Source organism: Herbihabitans rhizosphaerae (assembly GCF_004216555.1).
Classification (GTDB): domain Bacteria; phylum Actinomycetota; class Actinomycetes; order Mycobacteriales; family Pseudonocardiaceae; genus Herbihabitans; species Herbihabitans rhizosphaerae.
The window spans coordinates 465,250-482,572 of sequence record NZ_SGWQ01000001.1; the positions used below are offsets into that span (position 1 = coordinate 465,250).

Consider the following 17,323-nt stretch of genomic DNA (forward strand, 5'->3'; position numbering starts at 1 on the left):
TTGACGTCAGTTCACCGCTGCGGCGGCTCGTCCTCGTCCACGCCGATCGTGGCCGGCGCGGTCACCTCGTCAGAGTCGAAGATCGAATCTGGGTCGGGCTCGACCAGGAACGACGGCCGCTCGTGCTCCTTGTCCTCGTCACCTCGGGCGCCCGCGCCACCCATGGGCATGCCACCCATCGCGCCGGCACCGCCGCCACGCATCCCGGCCGCGCCCGCACCGGTGGCCCGTCCAGCCGGACCGTGCTCGGGAGCATGGGCACCGACACCCGGTCCAGGCGCGATGCCGCCTCTGCCGCCGGGCACTCCGCCCGCACCGCCTCGGCCGCCACCTCCGCGCTCACTGTCACCAAAGGTGCCGCCGATCCCAGGACCACCGGGCAACAGGCCGGTACCCGGGCCACCCCCGCCTCGCCGCGTTCCGTCCTCACCGGTGAGCCGGTTTGCCAGCTCGCCCGGCGTGCGTTCGGGAGGCTGCCAGTCCGAGATTCCGGTCCGGCCGTCAGGCTGGCGGCCATCGAGGCTGTCGGGAGGCACAGGCTGACCACCCGGGCCCGGCCGGGTAACCGGCGGACCGGGAATCGGCTGCGGCGCACCACCAACAGGCGGAGGCTGACCGGTGCCGGTGATCGCTGGTGGCGGCGCCACCGAAGAACCGCTGCCACTCCGGGAAGAACGCGTCGATCCGCCACCGCGCACGGGAACCGGCGTGGTGTCGCCGATCCCTTGCCCGCTCGACGCGGTGGTGATCCCCACGTCGCCGCCGGGCAGCGGAGTCGGCGGCGCGGTGGGCGGGAACGTCGCATTGGCCGCACTGGTTCGCTCGTAGCCGCTCATGACGAGCCTGTTCTGCTGCGCGGCGTCGTTGTGCGCGGCGACGCCATCGCGGAACGACTTCTGCTCCGGCGCTGGCCACGAACTCGGATCACCCGGCTTGTCCGGCAGCGGCGGAACCGGCACCACCCTGGTCTTCGAGTCGCCGAACCCGGTGACCTGGCCGTACCCCAAGTTCTGCGACTCGCCGGCACGCCCAGCCGCCGCATCCTGCTCCACGGCCAGCGGAACGATCGCCGACCCGGCAGCAGAGGCCGCGTCGCCCTGCCACCCCGCGTCGATCTCCCGCACCCACCGGCGCACCAGAGCCGCGTCCCCAGCAGCCGCGTCCGCGTACTCCCTCAACGCGTCCGACGACATCTGCAATTCCTGCGGACCGAACGCATCCTCATTGAAATTCCGATAAATCTGATCCCCCGTCATTCCGGGGTTGCCACCCTCACGCATGTCACCCCACCCCCTGCAAAGTCTTGATCACAGCTTCAGCGACCCGAACCACATGAGCGCACGCCTGCTCTTTCACCGGATGGCTGACCGCGACAGACGCAAACGCTAGTGAATCCGATACCCCCACAATCAATTCACAATCCCCTGGCGTCGGCAGGGGATCAGCGAACACAGCCGGATACCCGAGCACAGTGGTCGGCTCCCACCGCCGAAAATGCCCCGCCTGCTGCTTCCGGTAGATGTCCGTCAACCCACGCATGTCCACCAAAAAATCGACCCCCGTCCGTCCCGCCTGGGTGGAGGCCCACCTGCAGTCCACGATCCTGCCTTCCCGCTTCCCTGGAGTCGGCAGCCCCAACTGCTGCACCAGACGCGGAGAGATCGCCGCCGCACACGGATCAGCAACCGCCGCGGATGCATCCAACGGCCGCTCCACCTTCGGCGCACCGGCACTCGGCAGCGACGGTGTGGTTCGCACCGGAGTCGTGGTCGGCGCCGCGACACTTGTCGTCGAACTGCCCGGCGAGGTCGGCGGCGGTTGAGCACTGCCACTCGAACATCCCGCGAGAACAACAGCCAGCAGCGCGGCACCCGCAACCATCGTGAGAACGGTGTCACGCATCGCGAGAACCACCCTTACCGCGAAACTTCCGCTGGTTGGCTTCCTCGGTCTGCCGCATCTGTGTCAACGCCGCCCGCAACTCGTTCTGAAGCTGCTCCGCACGCGCCCTCTCCGCGACGACGCGAGCGAGTTCGGCCTCGGCATAAGCGCGCTGCTCCTTGGCCTGCATCTTGCTCCCCGAATAGTCCGGCGCCGGCGCCACCGCATGGACGGCCGCCTTACGAAGCGTCTCCACCTGCCATGCGTACCTGGCGAGGATTTGGTCGCCCATTTTGACGACGGCGTCGAGGTGGTTGAGGTCGGCGAAGACATGCTTGCCCTTGCCGGGCGCCGGGTAGGGCGGCGGCGGTTCGCCACGGGCGGCGGCTTCGGCCAATTGCCGCTTGCGCGCCTCGGCGGCCTCGACGATCCGGTGCTCTGCCTCAGCCCGCTTGCCGTTCCACTCCGGTGAGCCGGGCAACCCGAGCTTCTGAAAGTCCGAGGTCTCCCAGTCTGCGGCCATGTTTCCCCCTCGTTGATCACCACGTCCCCACGTGGGATTTCGTCGGGGGAGACGTTACAAGGGCCGCTGCCGCCGTCGGGGGCCGCTTGGACTCAGTTCACACGAATGGCCCACTGCCGCCACCAACAGTGATCGTGGTGGTCATTCGCGCAGGTAGAAGATGCAGTGACTGATCACCCACCCGTGACAGCGGCCGCAGACGTGATCTTCGTCGGCGCTGCGCGGATCGGGCGCGGCGGCGTCGACGAGTGCGCCGCAGACCGCCCAGCCGAGGCGATCGGCGGCACCCTGGCGAAGGTGACACTTGGAGCCGATCAGCCCCAGCGCCCACAGGCCGGACGGCGAGGCGCTCACCGGTGTCCGGACAGGAACTTCGCGGCGGCGTCGACGGCGGCGCCCAGCGTTCCGGTGACCTGCTCGGGGAAATCGCACTGCTCGACGCGCAGGGCTTTCGCGTAATCGCGGTAGATGAAGATCCCAACGCCGGCCGCGCCGTGGTCGATGGTCACGCTGCCCCACAGTTCAGCGCCCCAACGACCGCCCAACGGCCGCACCTCCCAGCGCCAGTGGACATCCGTCGGCAACGCTTCCAGGGCCGGATATCTGGCCACGGCGTCGGCGTGACTGATGACCTGCGAACTCATCGTGGACCTCCCTGACAGCACCCATTCGTGTACTTGACCACGGTAGGTTTAGTGAGATTGGTTTTGGTTTGTAACCAGAACTAGTTCACTCGAATGGACGGTGCCGCCATGTCTGAACGTGAGTCGTATCCTCGGTTCGTGGAGGTAACCACGCAGACGCCCCGCACGCGGGCGCTCGCGCACGAGTTGCGCAAGGCGTTCGAGCAGGCCGGAATCAGGATCAGGGACCTGGCCAAGAAGTGCGGCGTCTCGCACACCACGATCTCATTCTGGATCAATGGAAAACGGGTGCCGTCACCCGAACAGGTCGCAACACTGCTGGCACATCTGGGTGTCAGTGCCGAGGAATGCGACCGAATCATGGACATCGCCCGCCGCGCCGGTGACACGAACTGGCTACCAGCAGGGGCGCTGGGGATCTCTCAACAATTGGCCGGAGTGCTCGAATGCGAGTCGACGGCGGCCACGATCACCGAATGGTCGCCGCATCTCATCCCAGGACTCCTGCAGACCGGCGACTACGCACGCGTGATCATTGGTGGCCAATCCGGCGTAGCTGATACGCAGGTCCGCATTCGACTTGGCCGACGCGACATTTTGACTCGACGGAATCCGACGAGGTTCGACGCACTGGTCGGTGAAGCAGCCATCACAGATGTCATTGGCGACAAGGAGGTCATGGCCGACCAGCTACGCGCGATGCTTGCCCTGACCGACCACGACAACATCCGCTTGCGGGTCGTGCGCCAGGGCATTGGATGGCATCGCGGCCTCCACGGCCCCTTCGTGTTCTACGAGTTCTCGAAGACCCCTCCCATTGTGCACGTGGAGCACCTGAGAGCTGGAGCATTTCTTTACGACCCAGACGTCATTCAGATCTACAGCGAGGCCTGCGTCAACTTGGATCAGGTCGCATTGAATCCGGACCAATCAGTCGACCTCATCAAGAAGAGGATAGAGGAGCTGGAGAAGCAGGAATGAATACGGATCTCCACTGGAAGAAAAGCAGCTTCACCGGCGAAAACGGCAACTGCGTCGAGTTGCCGAGCACGCTGGACGGTGTTCGGGACAGTAAACATCGCAAGATCCAGCTCTCCGTGCACAGGACGGCCGTCGCGGCACTCGTGCGGCATGTGAAGAACAGTTAGCCGAGAACGAACGGCAGCCTTGCAGCCAGTTCACCCAGGGCGGCCGTCTCGGCGGCGGTCGGTGCGCGGCGGCCGGTGCCGATCAGGAGTACTTCTTTATCAGCGAAGGACTCCGGAAAGTGCGTGCCGGCGATCTTCTCCAGTGACGCCCGCGCGGCCGCCAACGTCTCGGCGGACGGGTCGGCGGCCGAGGGCAGGTGCGCGATCAGGTCGAGATGGTGCAGCGTCCACTCCATCAGGTACGCCGACAAATAGTCCCCGGCCGTCAGCACCATGTCCTGGGTGCTGACCCGAACGGCCCGATCCGCCAGCGACGCGGCGCGGCCGGCAGCCGCACCAACATCGTCGAAGTGGAACTTGAGCCACCTCGGCTCGCCGTACGCGGCGGCCAATCGTGGGATCAGCGCGTCCAGCGGATCGTCACCGGCCGGCGGCTCGACCAGCTTCCAGTACGACACCGAGTCGACAGTCGGCGGCGCGTCGGTGGGCGTGACGAGCGTGATCAGGACGTCCTGCGCGTCGATGATCAGGTGGCACACCAGGTCCCGCACGAGCCAGCCGGCACAACCCGACGGCCGTTCCCAGTCCTCGTCGGACAGCTCGTCGACGGCGGCGCGCAACGCGGTCCACGAGCGTGCGAAGTGATCCACTCCGGCAACGCTAGAGCGAGCAGGACACGAACACCGGCTCGGGATGCAGCCACACGCCGAACTCCTCGTGCACGCCGTCGCGCACCTCGCGCGCGAGCGCGACCAGATCGGCCGTCGTCGCGGCGCCTCGATTGGTCAGCGCCAGGGTGTGCTTGCCGGACAGGGCGACCCGCCCGCCCGGCCCCGAGTAACCCTTGCCGAAACCGGCGCGCTCGATCAGCCACGCGGCCGACAGCTTGTGGCCGTTCGCCGCCGGATACCGCGGCACCCGCACGTCGTCGCCGATCTTCGCGGCGATCCGCTCCAGCGCCGCTTCCAGCCCAGCATCGTCGAGCACCGGGTTGGTGAAGAACGACCCGGCACTCCACGTGTCGTTGTCGTCCGTGTCGAGCACCATTCCCTTGCCCCGCCGCAGGTTCAGCACCGCCGACCGTGCCTCGCGCACCGGCACCCGGTCGCCGATCTCCACCCCGAGCGCGCGCGCCAGCTCGGCGTACCGGATCGGCGCGGACAACCCGTCGTCGGTCAGCTCGTACCGGGCGCGCAGCACCACGGCCGAGTCGGTCCCCTTGAGCATGCTGGTGCGGTACCCGAGCTCCAGGTCGACGGTGTCGAGCGTGCGCACCTCGCCGCTGGCCCGGTCCAGCAGGTCCACCGACACCAGCATCTGCGACACCTCGACGCCGTACGCGCCGACGTTCTGCACCGGTGTCGCACCGACCAGCCCCGGGATGCCGGACAGGCACTCCAACCCGCCCAGCTCGCTGTCCACCGTCGTCCGCACGACGGCGTCCCAGTCCTCACCGGCCTCGACGGTCAACTGCACCTTGCCGCCGCCGCAGCTGTCGAACCGCCGTCCGGTGGTCGCGATGTGCACCACCGAGCCCGCGAATCCGGAGTCCGCGACCACCAGGTTCGACCCGCCGCCGAGCACGAGCAGCGGCTGCGCGGACCGGTCGGCTGCCCGCACGGCGTCCACCAACTCGGTCGCCACGGTCGCCGACACGAACCGCGCGGCCGGGCCGCCAAGGCGCAGCGTCGTGTAGTCGGCCAGTGGTACCGCGAGCCGCGGCACCGCGCCGATCGGGAGGCTCGTCACAATGGCTAACGGTAACCTCCGGTGCATGGCCGGCCGTATCGAGCACCGCGCGAGCTTCGCGACACCCGCGCATGACCTCTATTCCAAGATCACCAGTGAGGCGTTCCTGACCGACCGCCTCGAGGCGCTCGGCGGCAAGAATGCCCAGCTCAGCGACTACTCGGCGACCGAGAATGGCGTCTCCTACCGGCTCCGGCAGGGCATGGACGCGGAGAACCTCCCGTCGGCGGCACGGACGCTGCTGAAGGGCGACCTGGTGGTGCACCGCCTCGAGGAGTGGCGCGCCCAGGGCGACGGCTACACCGGGTCGCTGCACACCAAGATCTCCGGCGCGCCGGGCGAGATCAAGGGCACGGCGCGCGTCCGGGACGTGGCCGACGGCAGCGAGCTCGCCATCGACGCGAACGTGACGGTCGGGATCCCGCTCGTGGGTGGCAAGCTCGAACAGGTGATCGCCAGTCAGGTGCAGCGGCTGCTCACCCGCGAGGCGGAGTTCACCGCCAAGTGGCTCGCCGCCCAGTCCGGCTGAGCGCGGGCCGGGCCAGGGCGCTCGGCCTGCCGACGCGCGGCACCACGAACCCGAACCGGCTGCGCCGCGTGGACCGCTGGATCCTCGGCACACCAATGGTTTCCGGCGTGCTGGCGCGCGCCGGGCACCCGCTGGTGGTGGACCTCGGCTACGGCTCCTCCCCGATCACCACGATCGAGCTGGCCGGCCGGATCGCCGCCGTGCGCGCCGACGTCGAGGTGATCGGCCTCGAGTTGGACGCCGAACGCGTGGCCGCCGCCCGCGAGTTGGCCGACCCGCCCCGGCTGACCTTCCGGCGCGGCGGGTTCGAGCTGGCCGGCGCCCGGCCGGTGCTGCTGCGCGCGTTCAACGTGCTGCGCCAGTACCCCGAGGACGCCGCCGAGCGCGCCTGGACCACCATGCTCGACGCGCTCGCACCCGGTGGCCTGATGATCGAGGGCACCTGCGACGAGATCGGCCGGCGCTGCTGCTGGATCACCCTGTCGGCGGCCGGACCACTCACCTTCACGCTGTCCTGCCGTCCGTCCGATGTGGACAGACCGTCGGATCTGGCCGAGCGGCTGCCGAAGTCACTCATCCACAGAAACGTTGCCGGAGAACGGGTTCACGCGTTCCTCAATGCGTTCGACGAGTGCTGGGACCGGGCCGCGCCGTTCGTCCCGTTCGGCAATCGGGCACGCTGGGCCGAGGCGGTGCGGCTGCTCGCCGAGTCCGGTGTGCCGGTCCGGGACAACCACCGGCGGTGGCGGCACGGCGAGGTCACGGTGGACTGGTCGGTGGTCGCGCCGGCTCACTAGTGTGACGACGTGACCTTCGAGGAGTACCTGCGGGCGATCGGCGAGCAGTGTGACGCGCTGCGTGCGGCCGCCGTCGCCGCCGGCCCGGATACCCAAGTCCCGACGTGTCCGAAGTGGACGGTCCAGCGGCTGATCGCGCACGTCGGCCGGGTGCACGGTTGGACCTACAACGCGCTGCGCACCGAGCCGGGCACGCAGCCGGACCCGGCGCCGACCCCGCCCGAGGCCTGGGACGACGTGCTGACCTGGTGGGACGAGCTGCGCGCCGCGTTCGTCGCCGAGCTGGTCGAGCGCGGCCCGGACGCGCCGGCGGCGGTGTTCGTGCCGGGCGCGCCGCAGACGTCCGGCTGGTGGGCGCGCCGGCAGGCGCACGAGGTGGCGATCCACCGGCTCGACGCCGAGCACGCCAAGCAGGGCGGCGGCGCGCCGACCGACGTGCCGACGCTGCTGTTCGACCCGGTGTTCGCCGCGGACGGCGTGGACGAGCTGCTCGGCATGATCGTCGGCGTGAAACGCGAGCCGGTCACCAGGTCCGGCAAGGTCGTGTGGCACGCGGCCGACGGCGGGCGCACCTGGGAGGCGCGGCTGCGCGAGGGTCACCCGCTGGAGATCGGACCGGTCGAGGACTCCGGTGTGGACGCCGACCTGACGATCGCCGGCACGGCGGACGCGGTGTACCGGGCGGTCTGGCGGCGGCCCAGCACCGCGGTGATCAAGGGCGACACGTCGCTGCTGGAGCTGTTCCCCGCGCCGTGACTCGTCAGTGCGGCAGGTAGCGCGGGGGCTTGCGGGCCTTGGCCGCCCGTTCGAAGGCCGCGGCGAGCGAGAGCACCTGGGCATCCGCCCACCGGCCGGCCATGAACGAGACGCCGACCGGAAGCGGGCCCACGAAACCGGCCGGCACGGTGACATCCGGGTACCCGGCGACCGCGGCGGGGGTCGACGACGGGATGACGTCGTTGTCGCCCTTGGCGCAATCCGTCTTCCACGCGGGCGGGTTGGTCGGTGCGGCGATCGCGTCGAGCCGGTGCGCGGCGAGCACCTCGTCGATCGACCGTCGGGCCAGATCGGTCAGTTCCGCGCGGCGCGCACGGTACCCGGGATCGTCGGGGCCGGGTGCGACCAGAGCCTGTTCGAACAGTTCCTGCCCGGGGAAGCAGGTCCGCTCCAGCGGGTCGCCGCGGTTGTACTCGATCAACGCGGCCAGGTCGCGCGGCGCGTCCTGGCGGGTTCGCAGGTAGGCGTCGATGTCGCGGTGGAACTCGGTGAGCAGCGCGGGGAACTCCAGTTCCTGGATCCGTTGCTGGTACGGCGGTACGACGTCGACCACCTCGGCACCGTGCGCGCGCAACACCGCCGCGGTCCGGGTCATCAGCCGCTCGACGTCCGGCCCGAGTTCGGGCAGCCGCCACAGCCCGATCCGCGCGCCGCGTAGCCCGTCCGGACGCAGCAGCGCCGCGTAGTCGGTCGGCTGGCCGGCGGGATACCTCGACGTCGCCGGGTCGGCGGGATCGCGGCCCTGCAGGACCGAGAGCGTCAACGCCACGTCCACCACGTTCCGCGCGATCGGGCCCGCGGTGTCCTGCTCGGCGGAGATCGGCACCACTCCGGCTCCGCTGATCAGGCCAAGGCTCGGCTTGTGGCCGACGACTCCGGTCATCCCCGCGGGGCAGACGATCGAGCCGTCGGTCTCGCTGCCGATGGCGACCTGGGCGAGCGCGGCGGCGACACCGGCCGCGGAACCCGAGGACGAGCCGCACGGGTTGCGGTCCAGTACGTAGGGGTTGTTGGTCTGGCCGCCCATCGCGGACCAGCCCGAAGTCGGCTTGGTTGAGCGGAAATTCGCCCACTCGGACAGGTTGGCCTTGCCGAGGATCACCGCTCCCGCCTCGCGCAGCCGTCGCACCAGCGTCGCGTCCCGAGCCGGCGGCGTGCCCCGCAACGCGCGCGAACCCGCCGTCGTCGGCAGGCCCGCGGTGTCCACATTGTCCTTGAGCAGCACCGGAATCCCGTCGAGCGGACCGCGCGACATCCCGGCCTGCCGCCGCCGGTCGCTGGCCTTCGCCTGGTCCAGCGCGGTCGGATCGGTGCGCAACACGGCACGCACCGCACGGTCGACGGTCGCGATCCTGGCGAGGTAGGCCGCGGTCAGCGTGACGGAGCCGAGGGTGCCCCGATCCATCCGCCGTTGCAGTTCGGGGATGGTGGCGCGGTCGAGGTCGAAGCCGATCGCCGACGTGGATTCCGCCTGTGCCGATGAGCTCGCCATCGCGAGGATCGCAAGCAGCACAACCGAAAGCATCACGCAGAGCCGCCGCATGATCACAGTCAATCCCGGCACCCGATCGGAGTCAAGAAACCGCTCCCCGAGCCGTGATCACGGCTCGGTGGAAGACTGACCCGCCGTGACCCAGAACGACCGCCGCTATGTGATCACCTTCGCCTGCCCGGACCGGACCGGGATCGTGGCGCGCATCTCCACGTTCCTCGCCGAGGAGGGCGGCTGGATCGTCGAGGCGGCCTACCACACCGACCCGGACACCGATTGGTTCTGCACTCGCCAGGAAGTGCGCGCGGACTCGCTCCCCTACGACATCGACGAGTTGCGCAGGCGGTTCCTCCCCGTGGCGCGGCAGCTGGCCGGCGCGGCGGACTGGCGCATCACCGACACCGGCGAGCGCAAGCGTGTGGTGATCCTGGTGTCGCGCGAGGGCCACTGCCTGTACGACCTGCTGGGCCGGGTCGCGTCCGGCGAGTTGGACGTCACGGTGTCCGCGGTGATCGGCAACCACGCCGACCTCGGGGAGATCACCCGGGCGCACGGGATTCCGTTCCACCACGTGCCGTTCCCCGCCGGTGATCCGGACGGCAAGGCGGCCGCGTTCGCCCAACTTCGCCAGGTCGTCGACACGCACGACCCGCAGGCGATCGTGCTCGCCCGGTTCATGCAGGTGCTGCCGGCCGAGTTGTGCGCGGCGTGGACACATCGCGCGATCAACATCCACCACAGCTTCCTGCCGTCGTTCGTCGGCGCGCGGCCGTACCACCAGGCGCACCAGCGCGGGGTGAAGCTGATCGGCGCGACCTGCCACTACGTGACGGCGGAACTGGACGCCGGGCCGATCATCGAGCAGGACGTGATCAGGGTGGACCACGGCGACTCGATCGCGGACATGGTGCGCAAGGGCCGCGACATCGAGAAGGTCGTGCTCGCCCGAGGCCTGCGGTGGCACCTGGAGAACCGAATCCTGTTGCACGGCAACAAGACCGTGGTGTTCTAGGCAGCTTCGGCGACCAGCTTCACGCCCAGCGAGATCAGCACGGTGGCCATCACCCGGTCCAACCAACGGCGCACCCGCCGCCTGGCCAGCACCACCCGCATCCGGCCGGCGGCCCACACCACGCAGGACAGCCACACCGCGCCGGCCGTCACGTGGATCGCGACCAGCAGCGCGCCCCAGCCGAACGACGATCCGCCCGGCGGCAGGAACTGCGGCAGCAGGCTCATGTAGAACACGCCGACCTTCGGGTTCAGCAGGTTGGTGAGGAATCCCGCGCGCAACGCCGACCAGATGGTCCGCTCGCGCGGCTCCGGCTCGACATCATCGACGTCGGATCCCTTGCGGCGCAAGGAATTCCACAACATCGTGGAGCCGAGCCAGAGCAGATACGCGGCACCGAGCACACGCACCACGTTGAACGCGACTTCCGACGCGGTGAGCAATCCCGTGAGGCCCACGACGCTCGCCGTGCCCCACACCAGGCAGCCGACGCTGATGCCGGCGACGGCGGCGAGACCGGTCCGAGCACCGGACACCGAGTGCCGCAGCACGATCATGGTGTCCAGGCCCGGCGTCATCACGCCGATCACCGCCACCAGCGTGAATCCCCACAACAAGCCACCGGTCATCGCCGCCCCTTTCTGATGGTGGCGAAGCTACCTGGCGAAGGCGGCGGGGTCCACGGCGTTTGCCATCACGCGGTAGCCGGCGTCGTTGGGGTGCAGCCCGTCGCCGATGTGGTAGGCCGGGTTCATCTGGTCGGGGTCGGTCGGCGAGGCGGTCGCCCGCTCGAAGTCGACCACCACGTCGTATTCGCCGGATGTCCGGATCCAGTGGTTCAGCGCGTCCCGCTTGGCCTCGCCCCCGGCGGTGAAGAAGCCGGAACCCTTGTAGGGCAACAAGGTCGCGCCGATCACGCGCACGCCGGCCGCGCGCGCCTGCCTGATCAACTCGCGGTGCCCGGCGACCAGTGCATCGGCCGACACGTCGGCGCCGGTCATCCCGATGTCGTTGATGCCTTCGAGAATGATCACCGTGCCGACGTTGGGCTGGTCGATCACGTCACGCTTGAACCGCGAGATCCCCTTGTCACCGAACAACGGCGAGTCGCCGGTCAGCCGGTTGCCGGCGATCCCCTGGTTGATCACCGCGCGCGGCCTGCCCACGGCGCGCAGCCGCTCAGCCAGCTCATCGGGGTAGCGGCTGTACGCGCCCGGCGTCGCGCCGTAGCCGTCGGTGATCGAATCGCCGAACGCGGCCACGCCGGTGCGCCTCGGGAACACCTTGATCACGTCGACACCGGCCAGGTAGTACCAGGCCTGGGTGGTCTCGGTGAACGCCGTGCCCTTGTGATCGCCGCGGTGATCGCCGGTGGCCCGGTAGCTGTCCGTGTTGGCGTACCAGTGGAACGTCGACGGTCCGGTGGGCTGCGCGAAGTACAGCGTGACCGTCACCGACTCCAGCGCGGCGACCGGCAGCAATACCGCGTCGGTCGCGATCTCCGCACCCGGCGCGATGGTGAACGAGCGGTGGTGGCCGACGGTGAGGTGCCGCACCGTGCCAGGACGGACGTCGGCCCCGCCGGCGGTCCTGGCCACGGTCGCGCCGGTGACCCGCAGCGGCGTGGCGCCGTAGGCGTTGGACAGCCGGATCCTGGCGGCAGGCCCGCCGTCGGTCAGCCGCACCACCTGGCGCACGGTGTGGTCGGCGAAGCCCTGTTCGGACCAGTTCGGTTGGAACGTGCGGCTCGCCCGGTGCACGGACGCGCCCCAACCGCCCGCCCAGGTCAGCGATTGCTGTTGTGCGCCAACGGAAGGCGGCCCAGAGGGTGTCTCCGCGGCGGCGATGCCCGGACTGGCGAGCGCGAGAGCGGCGGCCAGCGCGGCCGCGACACGAAGGTGACGCATGTGGATGATCCCGTCTCTCCGGTGTGAACGTTCACTCCCCTGACGAACGCACCGGCGCCGATATGACCGCCTATCGGGCGAAGGCGGCGGGGTCCACGGCGTCGGCCATCACGCGGTAGCCGGCGTCGTTGGGGTGCAGATAGTCACCCATGTGGTAGGCCGGATTGATCAGATCGGGGTCGGTCGGTGAGACGACCGCACGCTCGAAGTCGACCACCGCGTCGTACTCGCCGGATGTCCGGATCCAGTGGTTCAGCGCGTCCCGCTTGGCCTCGCCCTCGGCGGTGAAGTAGTCGGCTCCCTTGTAGGGCAACAGAGTCGCGCCGATCACCCGCACGCCGGCCGCGCGCGCCTGTGCGATCAGCTCGCGGTGCCCGGCGATCAGTTGCTCGACGGACACCTCGGGCTGCGGCGGCGTGCCGGGCGGGAACGCCTGTCCGCTCATCCCGATGTCGTTGATGCCCTCGAGAACGATCACCGTGCCCACGTTGGGCTGATCGAGCACGTCACGCTTGAACCGAGCGGTCCCCTTGTCGCCGAAGATCGGCGAGTCGGCGGTCACCCGGTTGCCGCCAATGCCCTGGTTGATCACCGCTCGCGGCCGGCCCTCGGCACGCAGTCGCTCGGCCAACTCGTCCGGGTAGCGGTTGTTCGCGCCCGGCGTCGCGCCATAGCCGTCGGTGATCGAGTCACCGAACGCGATGACACCGGTGCGCCTCGGGAACACCTTGATCACGTCCACGCCGGCCAGGTAGTACCACGCCTGAGTGGTCTCGGTGAACGCCGTGCCGGCCGGGTCAGCACGGTGATCGCCGGTGGCCCGGTAGCTGTCCGTGTTGGCGTACCAGTGGTACGTCGTGGGTCCGGTGGGCTCGGCGAAGTACAACGTGACCGTCACCGACTCCAGCGGAGCCACCGGCAGCGGCACCGCGTCGGTCGCGACCTCCGCACCCGGCGCGATGGTGAACGAGCGCTGGTGACCGACGGTGAGATGGCGCACCGTTCCTGGCCGGATGTCCGCGCCGGACGCGGTCCTGGCCACGGTCGCACCACTGACCCGCAGCGGTGTCGCGCCGTAGGCATTGGACAACCGAATCCTGGCGGCCACACCGCCCTCGGTCAGCCGCACCACCTGGCGCACCGAGTGATTGGCGAAGCCCACTTCGGACCAGTCCGGCACGAACGCGGTGGTCGCGTGCTGGACGGGGGCGCCCCACGAGCCCACCCACGTCAGCGATTGCTGTTGCGCGGCAACGGAAGGCGGCGCGGAGGACGTCTCCGCGGCGGCGATGCCCGGACTGGTGAGCGCGAGAGCGGCGGCCAGCGCGGCCGCGACACGGAGGTGACGCATGTGGATCCCATCTCTTCGGTATCAACGGTCAGCCCGACCTGTCCCTGATCATCGACATTACGGCGCACCCCTGACATTCTCCTGACGAACGCGGCAGCGGCGATGTGACCATGACTACGCTGATCTCGTGCGCATGGAGTTCGGGGACCTGGAAAGCCTTCGCGAACACCGGGCGGCCGGTGGTGACCTGCGGGGCGCGGTACTCATCGGTCTGGACCTCACCGGGCCGGACGACGAGGCGCTGCTGCGGACCCCGCTGGACCGCGCGGTGCTGCTCGGCTGCCGGCTCAGCTCGGTGGTGACCCGCCGGGCGGAGGCGGCCGGCGCACTCCTGTTCCCGGAGATCCCCGAGCTGCCGTACCGGATCTACCGCACCAGCCTGTACAGCCCCGGCGAGCTGTTCGAGGGGTTCGATCCGGCCGTACCACTGTCCTATTCGGACACTCCGGACTCGCGGATCTACGTGCACAGCAAGGAACAGGGGCGCCAGCCGGACCCGGTGTACGCGCTGGCCGAGCGGCTGCACGATCACGCGATCACCGAGGCGCTGACCGAGAAGCTGGCCGAGGTGCGCGGAGCCGGCGCCGGTCCGCCGGTCGCCGTGATGGGCGGGCACGCGCTCACCCGCGACTCCGACGGGTACCGCGCCGCCGTGGAGCTCGGCCGGCGGCTGGGCGCGAGCGACGCGAGGTTCACCGTGCTGACCGGTGGCGGGCCAGGTGCGATGGAGGCGGTGCCGCTCGGCGTGCGCCTGGCCGCGCCCGGGTGCCCAGCGGTGGACGACGTGCTCGCCGAACTGGCCGGCGCCGCCCGCTTCGGCCGCGGCGGGTCCACTGTGGACACCGAGGAGATCGGGCGCTGGCTGGCCGCGGGGCTGCGGGTGCCGCTGCCGTCCGACGGCGGGTACCCGCACACGATCGGCATCCCGACCTGGTTCTACGGGCACGAGCCGCCGAACCCGTTCTGCGAGCTGCACGCCAAGTACTTCGCGAACTCGGTGCGCGAGGACGGTCTGCTCACCGTGGCCACCGGCGGGGTCGTCTACACGCCGGGCAGTGCGGGCACCGTGCAGGAGGTGTTCCAGGACTACACGCAGAACCACTACTCCAGCGTCGGGCCCGCGGCGCCGATGGTGTTCCTGGGCAAGGAGTTCTGGCTCGACGAGGTGCCGGCGGCGACCCTCGTGCGGCAGCTCGCGCGCGGCCGCGAAGTGGAGAAGTGGATCACCGTGACCGACGACGCCGACGAAGCCGTCGCCGTCCTGGAGGACTACGCCCGCACCGCCCCCTGATCACGACAGGCCATAGTGGACGGTGGCTAATACACTCGGTGGGCTCTTGTCGTCTGTAACGGGGCGGGCAGGAAGTTCAGTGGACACCGATCGCGACCAGACCGAGATCACCAGCTATGTCGGCCGCGCCACGGAGTTGGCGACGTCGCTGCGACTGCTGGGCAGCGCGGTGGCCTATCGGCTGGACCTGACCGACCAGTCGACCCCCACTCCCGCCCAGGTCGTGGTCGATCACCTGCGGGACCGGGAACTGCTGCTCGTGCTCGACAACTGCGAGCACCTGCTGGAGGGAGTCACGCCCTTCCTGAACGAGGTCCTGCAGCACTGCCCGCGAGTGGTGGTGCTGGCCACCAGCCGGCAGTCCCTGGCCACCCCCGGCGAACAGTTGCTGCCCGTGCCCCCGTTCGACGTGCCCGGCGAGGAGGTGACCCTTCCCGAGGACCTGACTCGTTACGACGCGGTGCGGCTGTTCGTGGACCGGGCGAACGCCATACTGCCGACGTTCACGATCACCAGCGACAACAGCCAAGACCTGGCACGGGTCTGCCGCAAGCTGGAGGGTCTGCCGCTGGCGATCGAGCTGGCCGCGGTCCGGGTGCGGGCGTTGTCGCTGAGCCAGATCGCCGACCGGCTCGACAGCCGGCTGTCCCTGCTGACGGTCGGCACCCGCAACCTCCCGAGCCGCCAGCGAACCCTGCGGACCATGATCGACTGGAGTTACGAGCTGTGCTCCGAGCCGGAGCAGTTGGTCTGGACGCGGGCGTCGGTGTTCTCCGGTGGGTTCGACCTGGCCGCCGCCGAGCAGGTCTGCGGCGGGGACGGGGTCGACCGGTCCGACGTGCTGGACGTCATCGGCAGTCTCATCGACAAGTCGATCCTGTTCCGCGAGGAGCATGACGACGAGGCCCGGTACGGCATGCTGGAGGCGCTGCGCGAGTACGGCCAAGACATGCTGGACGACTCCGGCGACCGGCTCCGGGTCGCCCGGCTGCACCGGGACTGGTGCTACGCGCTGACCCTCGATTTCCTGTCCAACTGAATCGGCCCCGACCAGATCACCCTGCTGGCCCGGACACGCCGGGAGCACGCCAACCTCCGCGTCGCGCTGGAATTCTGCTTCGCCGCGGGCGAGGCCGAGAAGGCCGTGCACATGGTCAGCCGGCTCGACGTGTACTGGAGTATCCGGGGCGGGTTCAGCGAGGCCGTGCTCTGGACGGAACGGGCACTCGCCGAGCTGCCACCCGACGCTCCCGAGCGGCTGTCCGCGGTGGTGGCCGAGGGCCTGTGCGCGGTGTACCAGGACAAGATCGACTTCGTCCGCCGGCAACTCGACGCGCACGAGGAGCTCCGGGCCACGGTGGCCCAGCCATTGTTCGACGCGTACTTCGCACTGATCCGCGGTTTGGCCGACCAGTTCAGCCGCGACGAGGCGAGCGCGCGTGACCTGTTCGCGCAGGCGCTGACCTCCTTCCGCGAGATCTCTCACCAGCCGGGGGCGTACTACGCCGCGATCGTGCACGGCGTGGCCACCGGCATGGCCGGAGACTACGAGACGGGCCGGAAGCTCCTGCGGGAAGCCATCGCCGCCAGCGAGAGCATCGGCGAGGTCTTCTGGCGATCGAGCGGACTGTGCTTCCTGGCCATGATCGAAGCGCTGGACGGCAACGCTCGGGCCGCCACCGAGCCCGCCAGAACGGCGTTGCGGCTCAAACAGCAGGTCGAGGATCGCTTCGGCGAAGCCGTGGCCGTGAGCGCGCTCATCGCCGCGGCGCTGCACGACCAGGACTTCGTCCGCGCCGCGACGTTGATCGGCGTGTCCGACGTGCTGTGGGGCGGGGTAGCCATGGATCCGGTGCGCACCGGCCAGTTCGGTGTGCTCCGCCGCCGCTACATCGACGCCATCGAGGCGGCGCTGTCGCCATCCCGGACCCAGGCACTGGTCGCCGATGGTCGAGCGATGCCGAGGGCCCGGTGGCTGCCGCTGGCCCTTGGCGAAGCGGACCCCAACCCGTTGACGCCGCGGGAAACCGAGATCGCCGAGCTGGTCGCCAAGGGCCTGCGCAACCGGGAGATCGCCAGCAAGCTGGTCATCTCGCTGCGCACCGCCGAGACACACGTCGACCGCATTCTCAACAAACTCGGCCTGCACTCCCGGACACAGGTCGTGACCTGGATGGCCGAACACCACCCCACCGAGCCCGACTGAAACGCTAGGGTCCGGA

20 protein-coding genes are annotated in these 17,323 nt (G+C 69.6%); 9 read left to right on the forward strand and 11 right to left on the reverse strand.

Annotation, left to right across the window (positions count from 1 at the left end; genetic code table 11):
* Window positions 1-11: 11 nt before the first annotated feature.
* The 5 genes from EV193_RS02435 to EV193_RS02455 form a co-directional block, all read right to left on the reverse strand.
* On the reverse strand, window positions 12-1,193 hold the full coding sequence (locus tag EV193_RS02435; RefSeq protein ID WP_130342276.1) for a hypothetical protein: 1,182 nt from the start codon (window positions 1,191-1,193) through the stop codon (window positions 12-14).
* An 88-nt stretch (window positions 1,194-1,281) separates the two neighbouring features.
* Window positions 1,282-1,902: a DUF3558 family protein gene (locus tag EV193_RS02440; protein WP_130342277.1), complete on the reverse strand. Its 621-nt coding sequence runs from the start codon at window positions 1,900-1,902 to the stop codon at window positions 1,282-1,284.
* Window positions 1,895-2,404, reverse strand: coding sequence for a hypothetical protein (locus EV193_RS02445; protein WP_130342278.1), 510 nt, complete (start codon window positions 2,402-2,404; stop codon window positions 1,895-1,897). Before EV193_RS02445 ends, EV193_RS02440 begins: the two co-directional genes overlap by 8 nt.
* Before the next feature lie 141 nt (window positions 2,405-2,545).
* The gene (locus EV193_RS02450) at window positions 2,546-2,758 is read right to left on the reverse strand and encodes a hypothetical protein (RefSeq protein WP_130342279.1); all 213 of its coding nucleotides are present in this window, start codon (window positions 2,756-2,758) and stop codon (window positions 2,546-2,548) included.
* Complete coding sequence (locus EV193_RS02455) at window positions 2,755-3,048, reverse strand: hypothetical protein (protein ID WP_130342280.1); 294 nt, start codon at window positions 3,046-3,048, stop codon at window positions 2,755-2,757. The genes EV193_RS02450 and EV193_RS02455 overlap by 4 nt, the downstream gene beginning before the upstream one ends.
* 138 nt (window positions 3,049-3,186) lie before the next feature.
* On the opposite strand from EV193_RS02455, the gene EV193_RS02460 reads away from it, so the two are divergent.
* Together EV193_RS02460 and EV193_RS02465 are read left to right on the forward strand one after the other, a co-directional pair.
* Complete coding sequence (locus EV193_RS02460; RefSeq protein WP_165401184.1) at window positions 3,187-4,029, forward strand: helix-turn-helix domain-containing protein; 843 nt, start codon at window positions 3,187-3,189, stop codon at window positions 4,027-4,029.
* Window positions 4,026-4,196, forward strand: a complete 171-nt coding sequence (locus EV193_RS02465; RefSeq protein ID WP_130342282.1) for a DUF397 domain-containing protein — start codon at window positions 4,026-4,028, stop codon at window positions 4,194-4,196. Before EV193_RS02460 ends, EV193_RS02465 begins: the two co-directional genes overlap by 4 nt.
* Here EV193_RS02465 and EV193_RS02470 read toward each other — a convergent pair.
* On the reverse strand, window positions 4,193-4,846 hold the full coding sequence (locus EV193_RS02470; RefSeq protein WP_130342283.1) for a maleylpyruvate isomerase N-terminal domain-containing protein: 654 nt from the start codon (window positions 4,844-4,846) through the stop codon (window positions 4,193-4,195). The genes EV193_RS02465 and EV193_RS02470 overlap by 4 nt on opposite strands.
* Window positions 4,847-4,856: 10 nt before the next feature.
* Window positions 4,857-5,945, reverse strand: a complete 1,089-nt coding sequence (locus tag EV193_RS02475; RefSeq protein WP_242613095.1) for a UDP-N-acetylmuramate dehydrogenase — start codon at window positions 5,943-5,945, stop codon at window positions 4,857-4,859.
* Between the two features lie 25 nt (window positions 5,946-5,970).
* Between EV193_RS02475 and EV193_RS02480 the strand changes: the two genes are divergently transcribed.
* The 3 genes from EV193_RS02480 to EV193_RS02490 are packed head-to-tail and all read left to right on the forward strand — an operon-like array spanning window position 5,971 to window position 8,027.
* Window positions 5,971-6,474, forward strand: coding sequence for a DUF2505 domain-containing protein (locus EV193_RS02480; protein WP_130342285.1), 504 nt, complete (start codon window positions 5,971-5,973; stop codon window positions 6,472-6,474).
* Window positions 6,450-7,271, forward strand: a complete 822-nt coding sequence (locus EV193_RS02485; protein ID WP_130342286.1) for a class I SAM-dependent methyltransferase — start codon at window positions 6,450-6,452, stop codon at window positions 7,269-7,271. The genes EV193_RS02480 and EV193_RS02485 overlap by 25 nt, the downstream gene beginning before the upstream one ends.
* A 9-nt stretch (window positions 7,272-7,280) precedes the next feature.
* A complete protein-coding gene (locus EV193_RS02490; RefSeq protein ID WP_242613096.1) occupies window positions 7,281-8,027 on the forward strand; it encodes a maleylpyruvate isomerase N-terminal domain-containing protein in 747 nt (248 codons plus the stop codon).
* Window positions 8,028-8,031: 4 nt separating this feature from the next.
* Here EV193_RS02490 and EV193_RS02495 read toward each other — a convergent pair whose 3' ends face one another.
* A complete protein-coding gene (locus tag EV193_RS02495; RefSeq protein ID WP_423202124.1) occupies window positions 8,032-9,540 on the reverse strand; it encodes an amidase in 1,509 nt (502 codons plus the stop codon).
* Between the two features lie 136 nt (window positions 9,541-9,676).
* Here EV193_RS02495 and purU point away from each other — a divergent pair, with 136 nt between their 5' ends.
* Window positions 9,677-10,552, forward strand: a complete 876-nt coding sequence (gene purU / locus EV193_RS02500; protein WP_130342288.1) for a formyltetrahydrofolate deformylase — start codon at window positions 9,677-9,679, stop codon at window positions 10,550-10,552.
* On the opposite strand, the gene EV193_RS02505 is transcribed toward purU, so the two are convergent.
* The 3 genes from EV193_RS02505 to EV193_RS02515 all read right to left on the reverse strand — a co-directional run bounded on the left by EV193_RS02505 (window position 10,549) and on the right by EV193_RS02515 (window position 13,810).
* Entirely contained in the window at window positions 10,549-11,181 is a 633-nt protein-coding gene (locus EV193_RS02505) for a LysE family translocator (RefSeq protein WP_130342289.1), read from the reverse strand. The two genes, purU and EV193_RS02505, sit on opposite strands and share 4 nt — an antisense overlap.
* A 27-nt stretch (window positions 11,182-11,208) precedes the next feature.
* The gene (locus tag EV193_RS02510) at window positions 11,209-12,459 is read right to left on the reverse strand and encodes an SGNH/GDSL hydrolase family protein (RefSeq protein ID WP_130342290.1); all 1,251 of its coding nucleotides are present in this window, start codon (window positions 12,457-12,459) and stop codon (window positions 11,209-11,211) included.
* Between the two features lie 70 nt (window positions 12,460-12,529).
* Window positions 12,530-13,810: an SGNH/GDSL hydrolase family protein gene (locus tag EV193_RS02515; RefSeq protein WP_130342291.1), complete on the reverse strand. Its 1,281-nt coding sequence runs from the start codon at window positions 13,808-13,810 to the stop codon at window positions 12,530-12,532.
* A gap of 133 nt (window positions 13,811-13,943) precedes the next feature.
* On the opposite strand from EV193_RS02515, the gene EV193_RS02520 reads away from it, so the two are divergent.
* From EV193_RS02520 to EV193_RS02530, 3 genes are all read left to right on the forward strand, one after another.
* Window positions 13,944-15,101 carry an LOG family protein gene (locus tag EV193_RS02520; protein ID WP_130342864.1) on the forward strand — a complete coding sequence of 386 codons (1,158 nt, stop codon included), beginning with the start codon at window positions 13,944-13,946 and terminating at the stop codon, window positions 15,099-15,101.
* A gap of 79 nt (window positions 15,102-15,180) precedes the next feature.
* Complete coding sequence (locus EV193_RS02525) at window positions 15,181-16,140, forward strand: ATP-binding protein (protein ID WP_130342292.1); 960 nt, start codon at window positions 15,181-15,183, stop codon at window positions 16,138-16,140.
* A gap of 111 nt (window positions 16,141-16,251) precedes the next feature.
* Window positions 16,252-17,307, forward strand: coding sequence for a LuxR C-terminal-related transcriptional regulator (locus tag EV193_RS02530; protein WP_130342293.1), 1,056 nt, complete (start codon window positions 16,252-16,254; stop codon window positions 17,305-17,307).
* Window positions 17,308-17,323 lie beyond the last annotated feature (16 nt).

Bases quoted from the DNA above. Each gene is read 5' to 3' on its own strand.
- EV193_RS02520 (WP_130342864.1), top strand. From the start codon at position 13,944: ATGGAGTTCGGGGACCTGGAAAGCCTTCGCGAACACCGGGCGGCCGGT.
- EV193_RS02435 (WP_130342276.1), bottom strand. From the start codon at position 1,193: ATGTCGTCGGACGCGTTGAGGGAGTACGCGGACGCGGCTGCTGGGGAC.
- EV193_RS02510 (WP_130342290.1), bottom strand. From the start codon at position 12,459: ATGCGTCACCTTCGTGTCGCGGCCGCGCTGGCCGCCGCTCTCGCGCTC.
- EV193_RS02480 (WP_130342285.1), top strand. From the start codon at position 5,971: ATGGCCGGCCGTATCGAGCACCGCGCGAGCTTCGCGACACCCGCGCAT.
- EV193_RS02445 (WP_130342278.1), bottom strand. From the start codon at position 2,404: ATGGCCGCAGACTGGGAGACCTCGGACTTTCAGAAGCTCGGGTTGCCC.
- EV193_RS02515 (WP_130342291.1), bottom strand. From the start codon at position 13,810: ATGCGTCACCTCCGTGTCGCGGCCGCGCTGGCCGCCGCTCTCGCGCTC.
- EV193_RS02530 (WP_130342293.1), top strand. From the start codon at position 16,252: ATGGTCAGCCGGCTCGACGTGTACTGGAGTATCCGGGGCGGGTTCAGC.
- EV193_RS02495 (WP_423202124.1), bottom strand. From the start codon at position 9,540: ATGGCGAGCTCATCGGCACAGGCGGAATCCACGTCGGCGATCGGCTTC.
- EV193_RS02465 (WP_130342282.1), top strand. From the start codon at position 4,026: ATGAATACGGATCTCCACTGGAAGAAAAGCAGCTTCACCGGCGAAAAC.
- EV193_RS02440 (WP_130342277.1), bottom strand. From the start codon at position 1,902: ATGCGTGACACCGTTCTCACGATGGTTGCGGGTGCCGCGCTGCTGGCT.
- EV193_RS02505 (WP_130342289.1), bottom strand. From the start codon at position 11,181: ATGACCGGTGGCTTGTTGTGGGGATTCACGCTGGTGGCGGTGATCGGC.
- EV193_RS02455 (WP_130342280.1), bottom strand. From the start codon at position 3,048: ATGAGTTCGCAGGTCATCAGTCACGCCGACGCCGTGGCCAGATATCCG.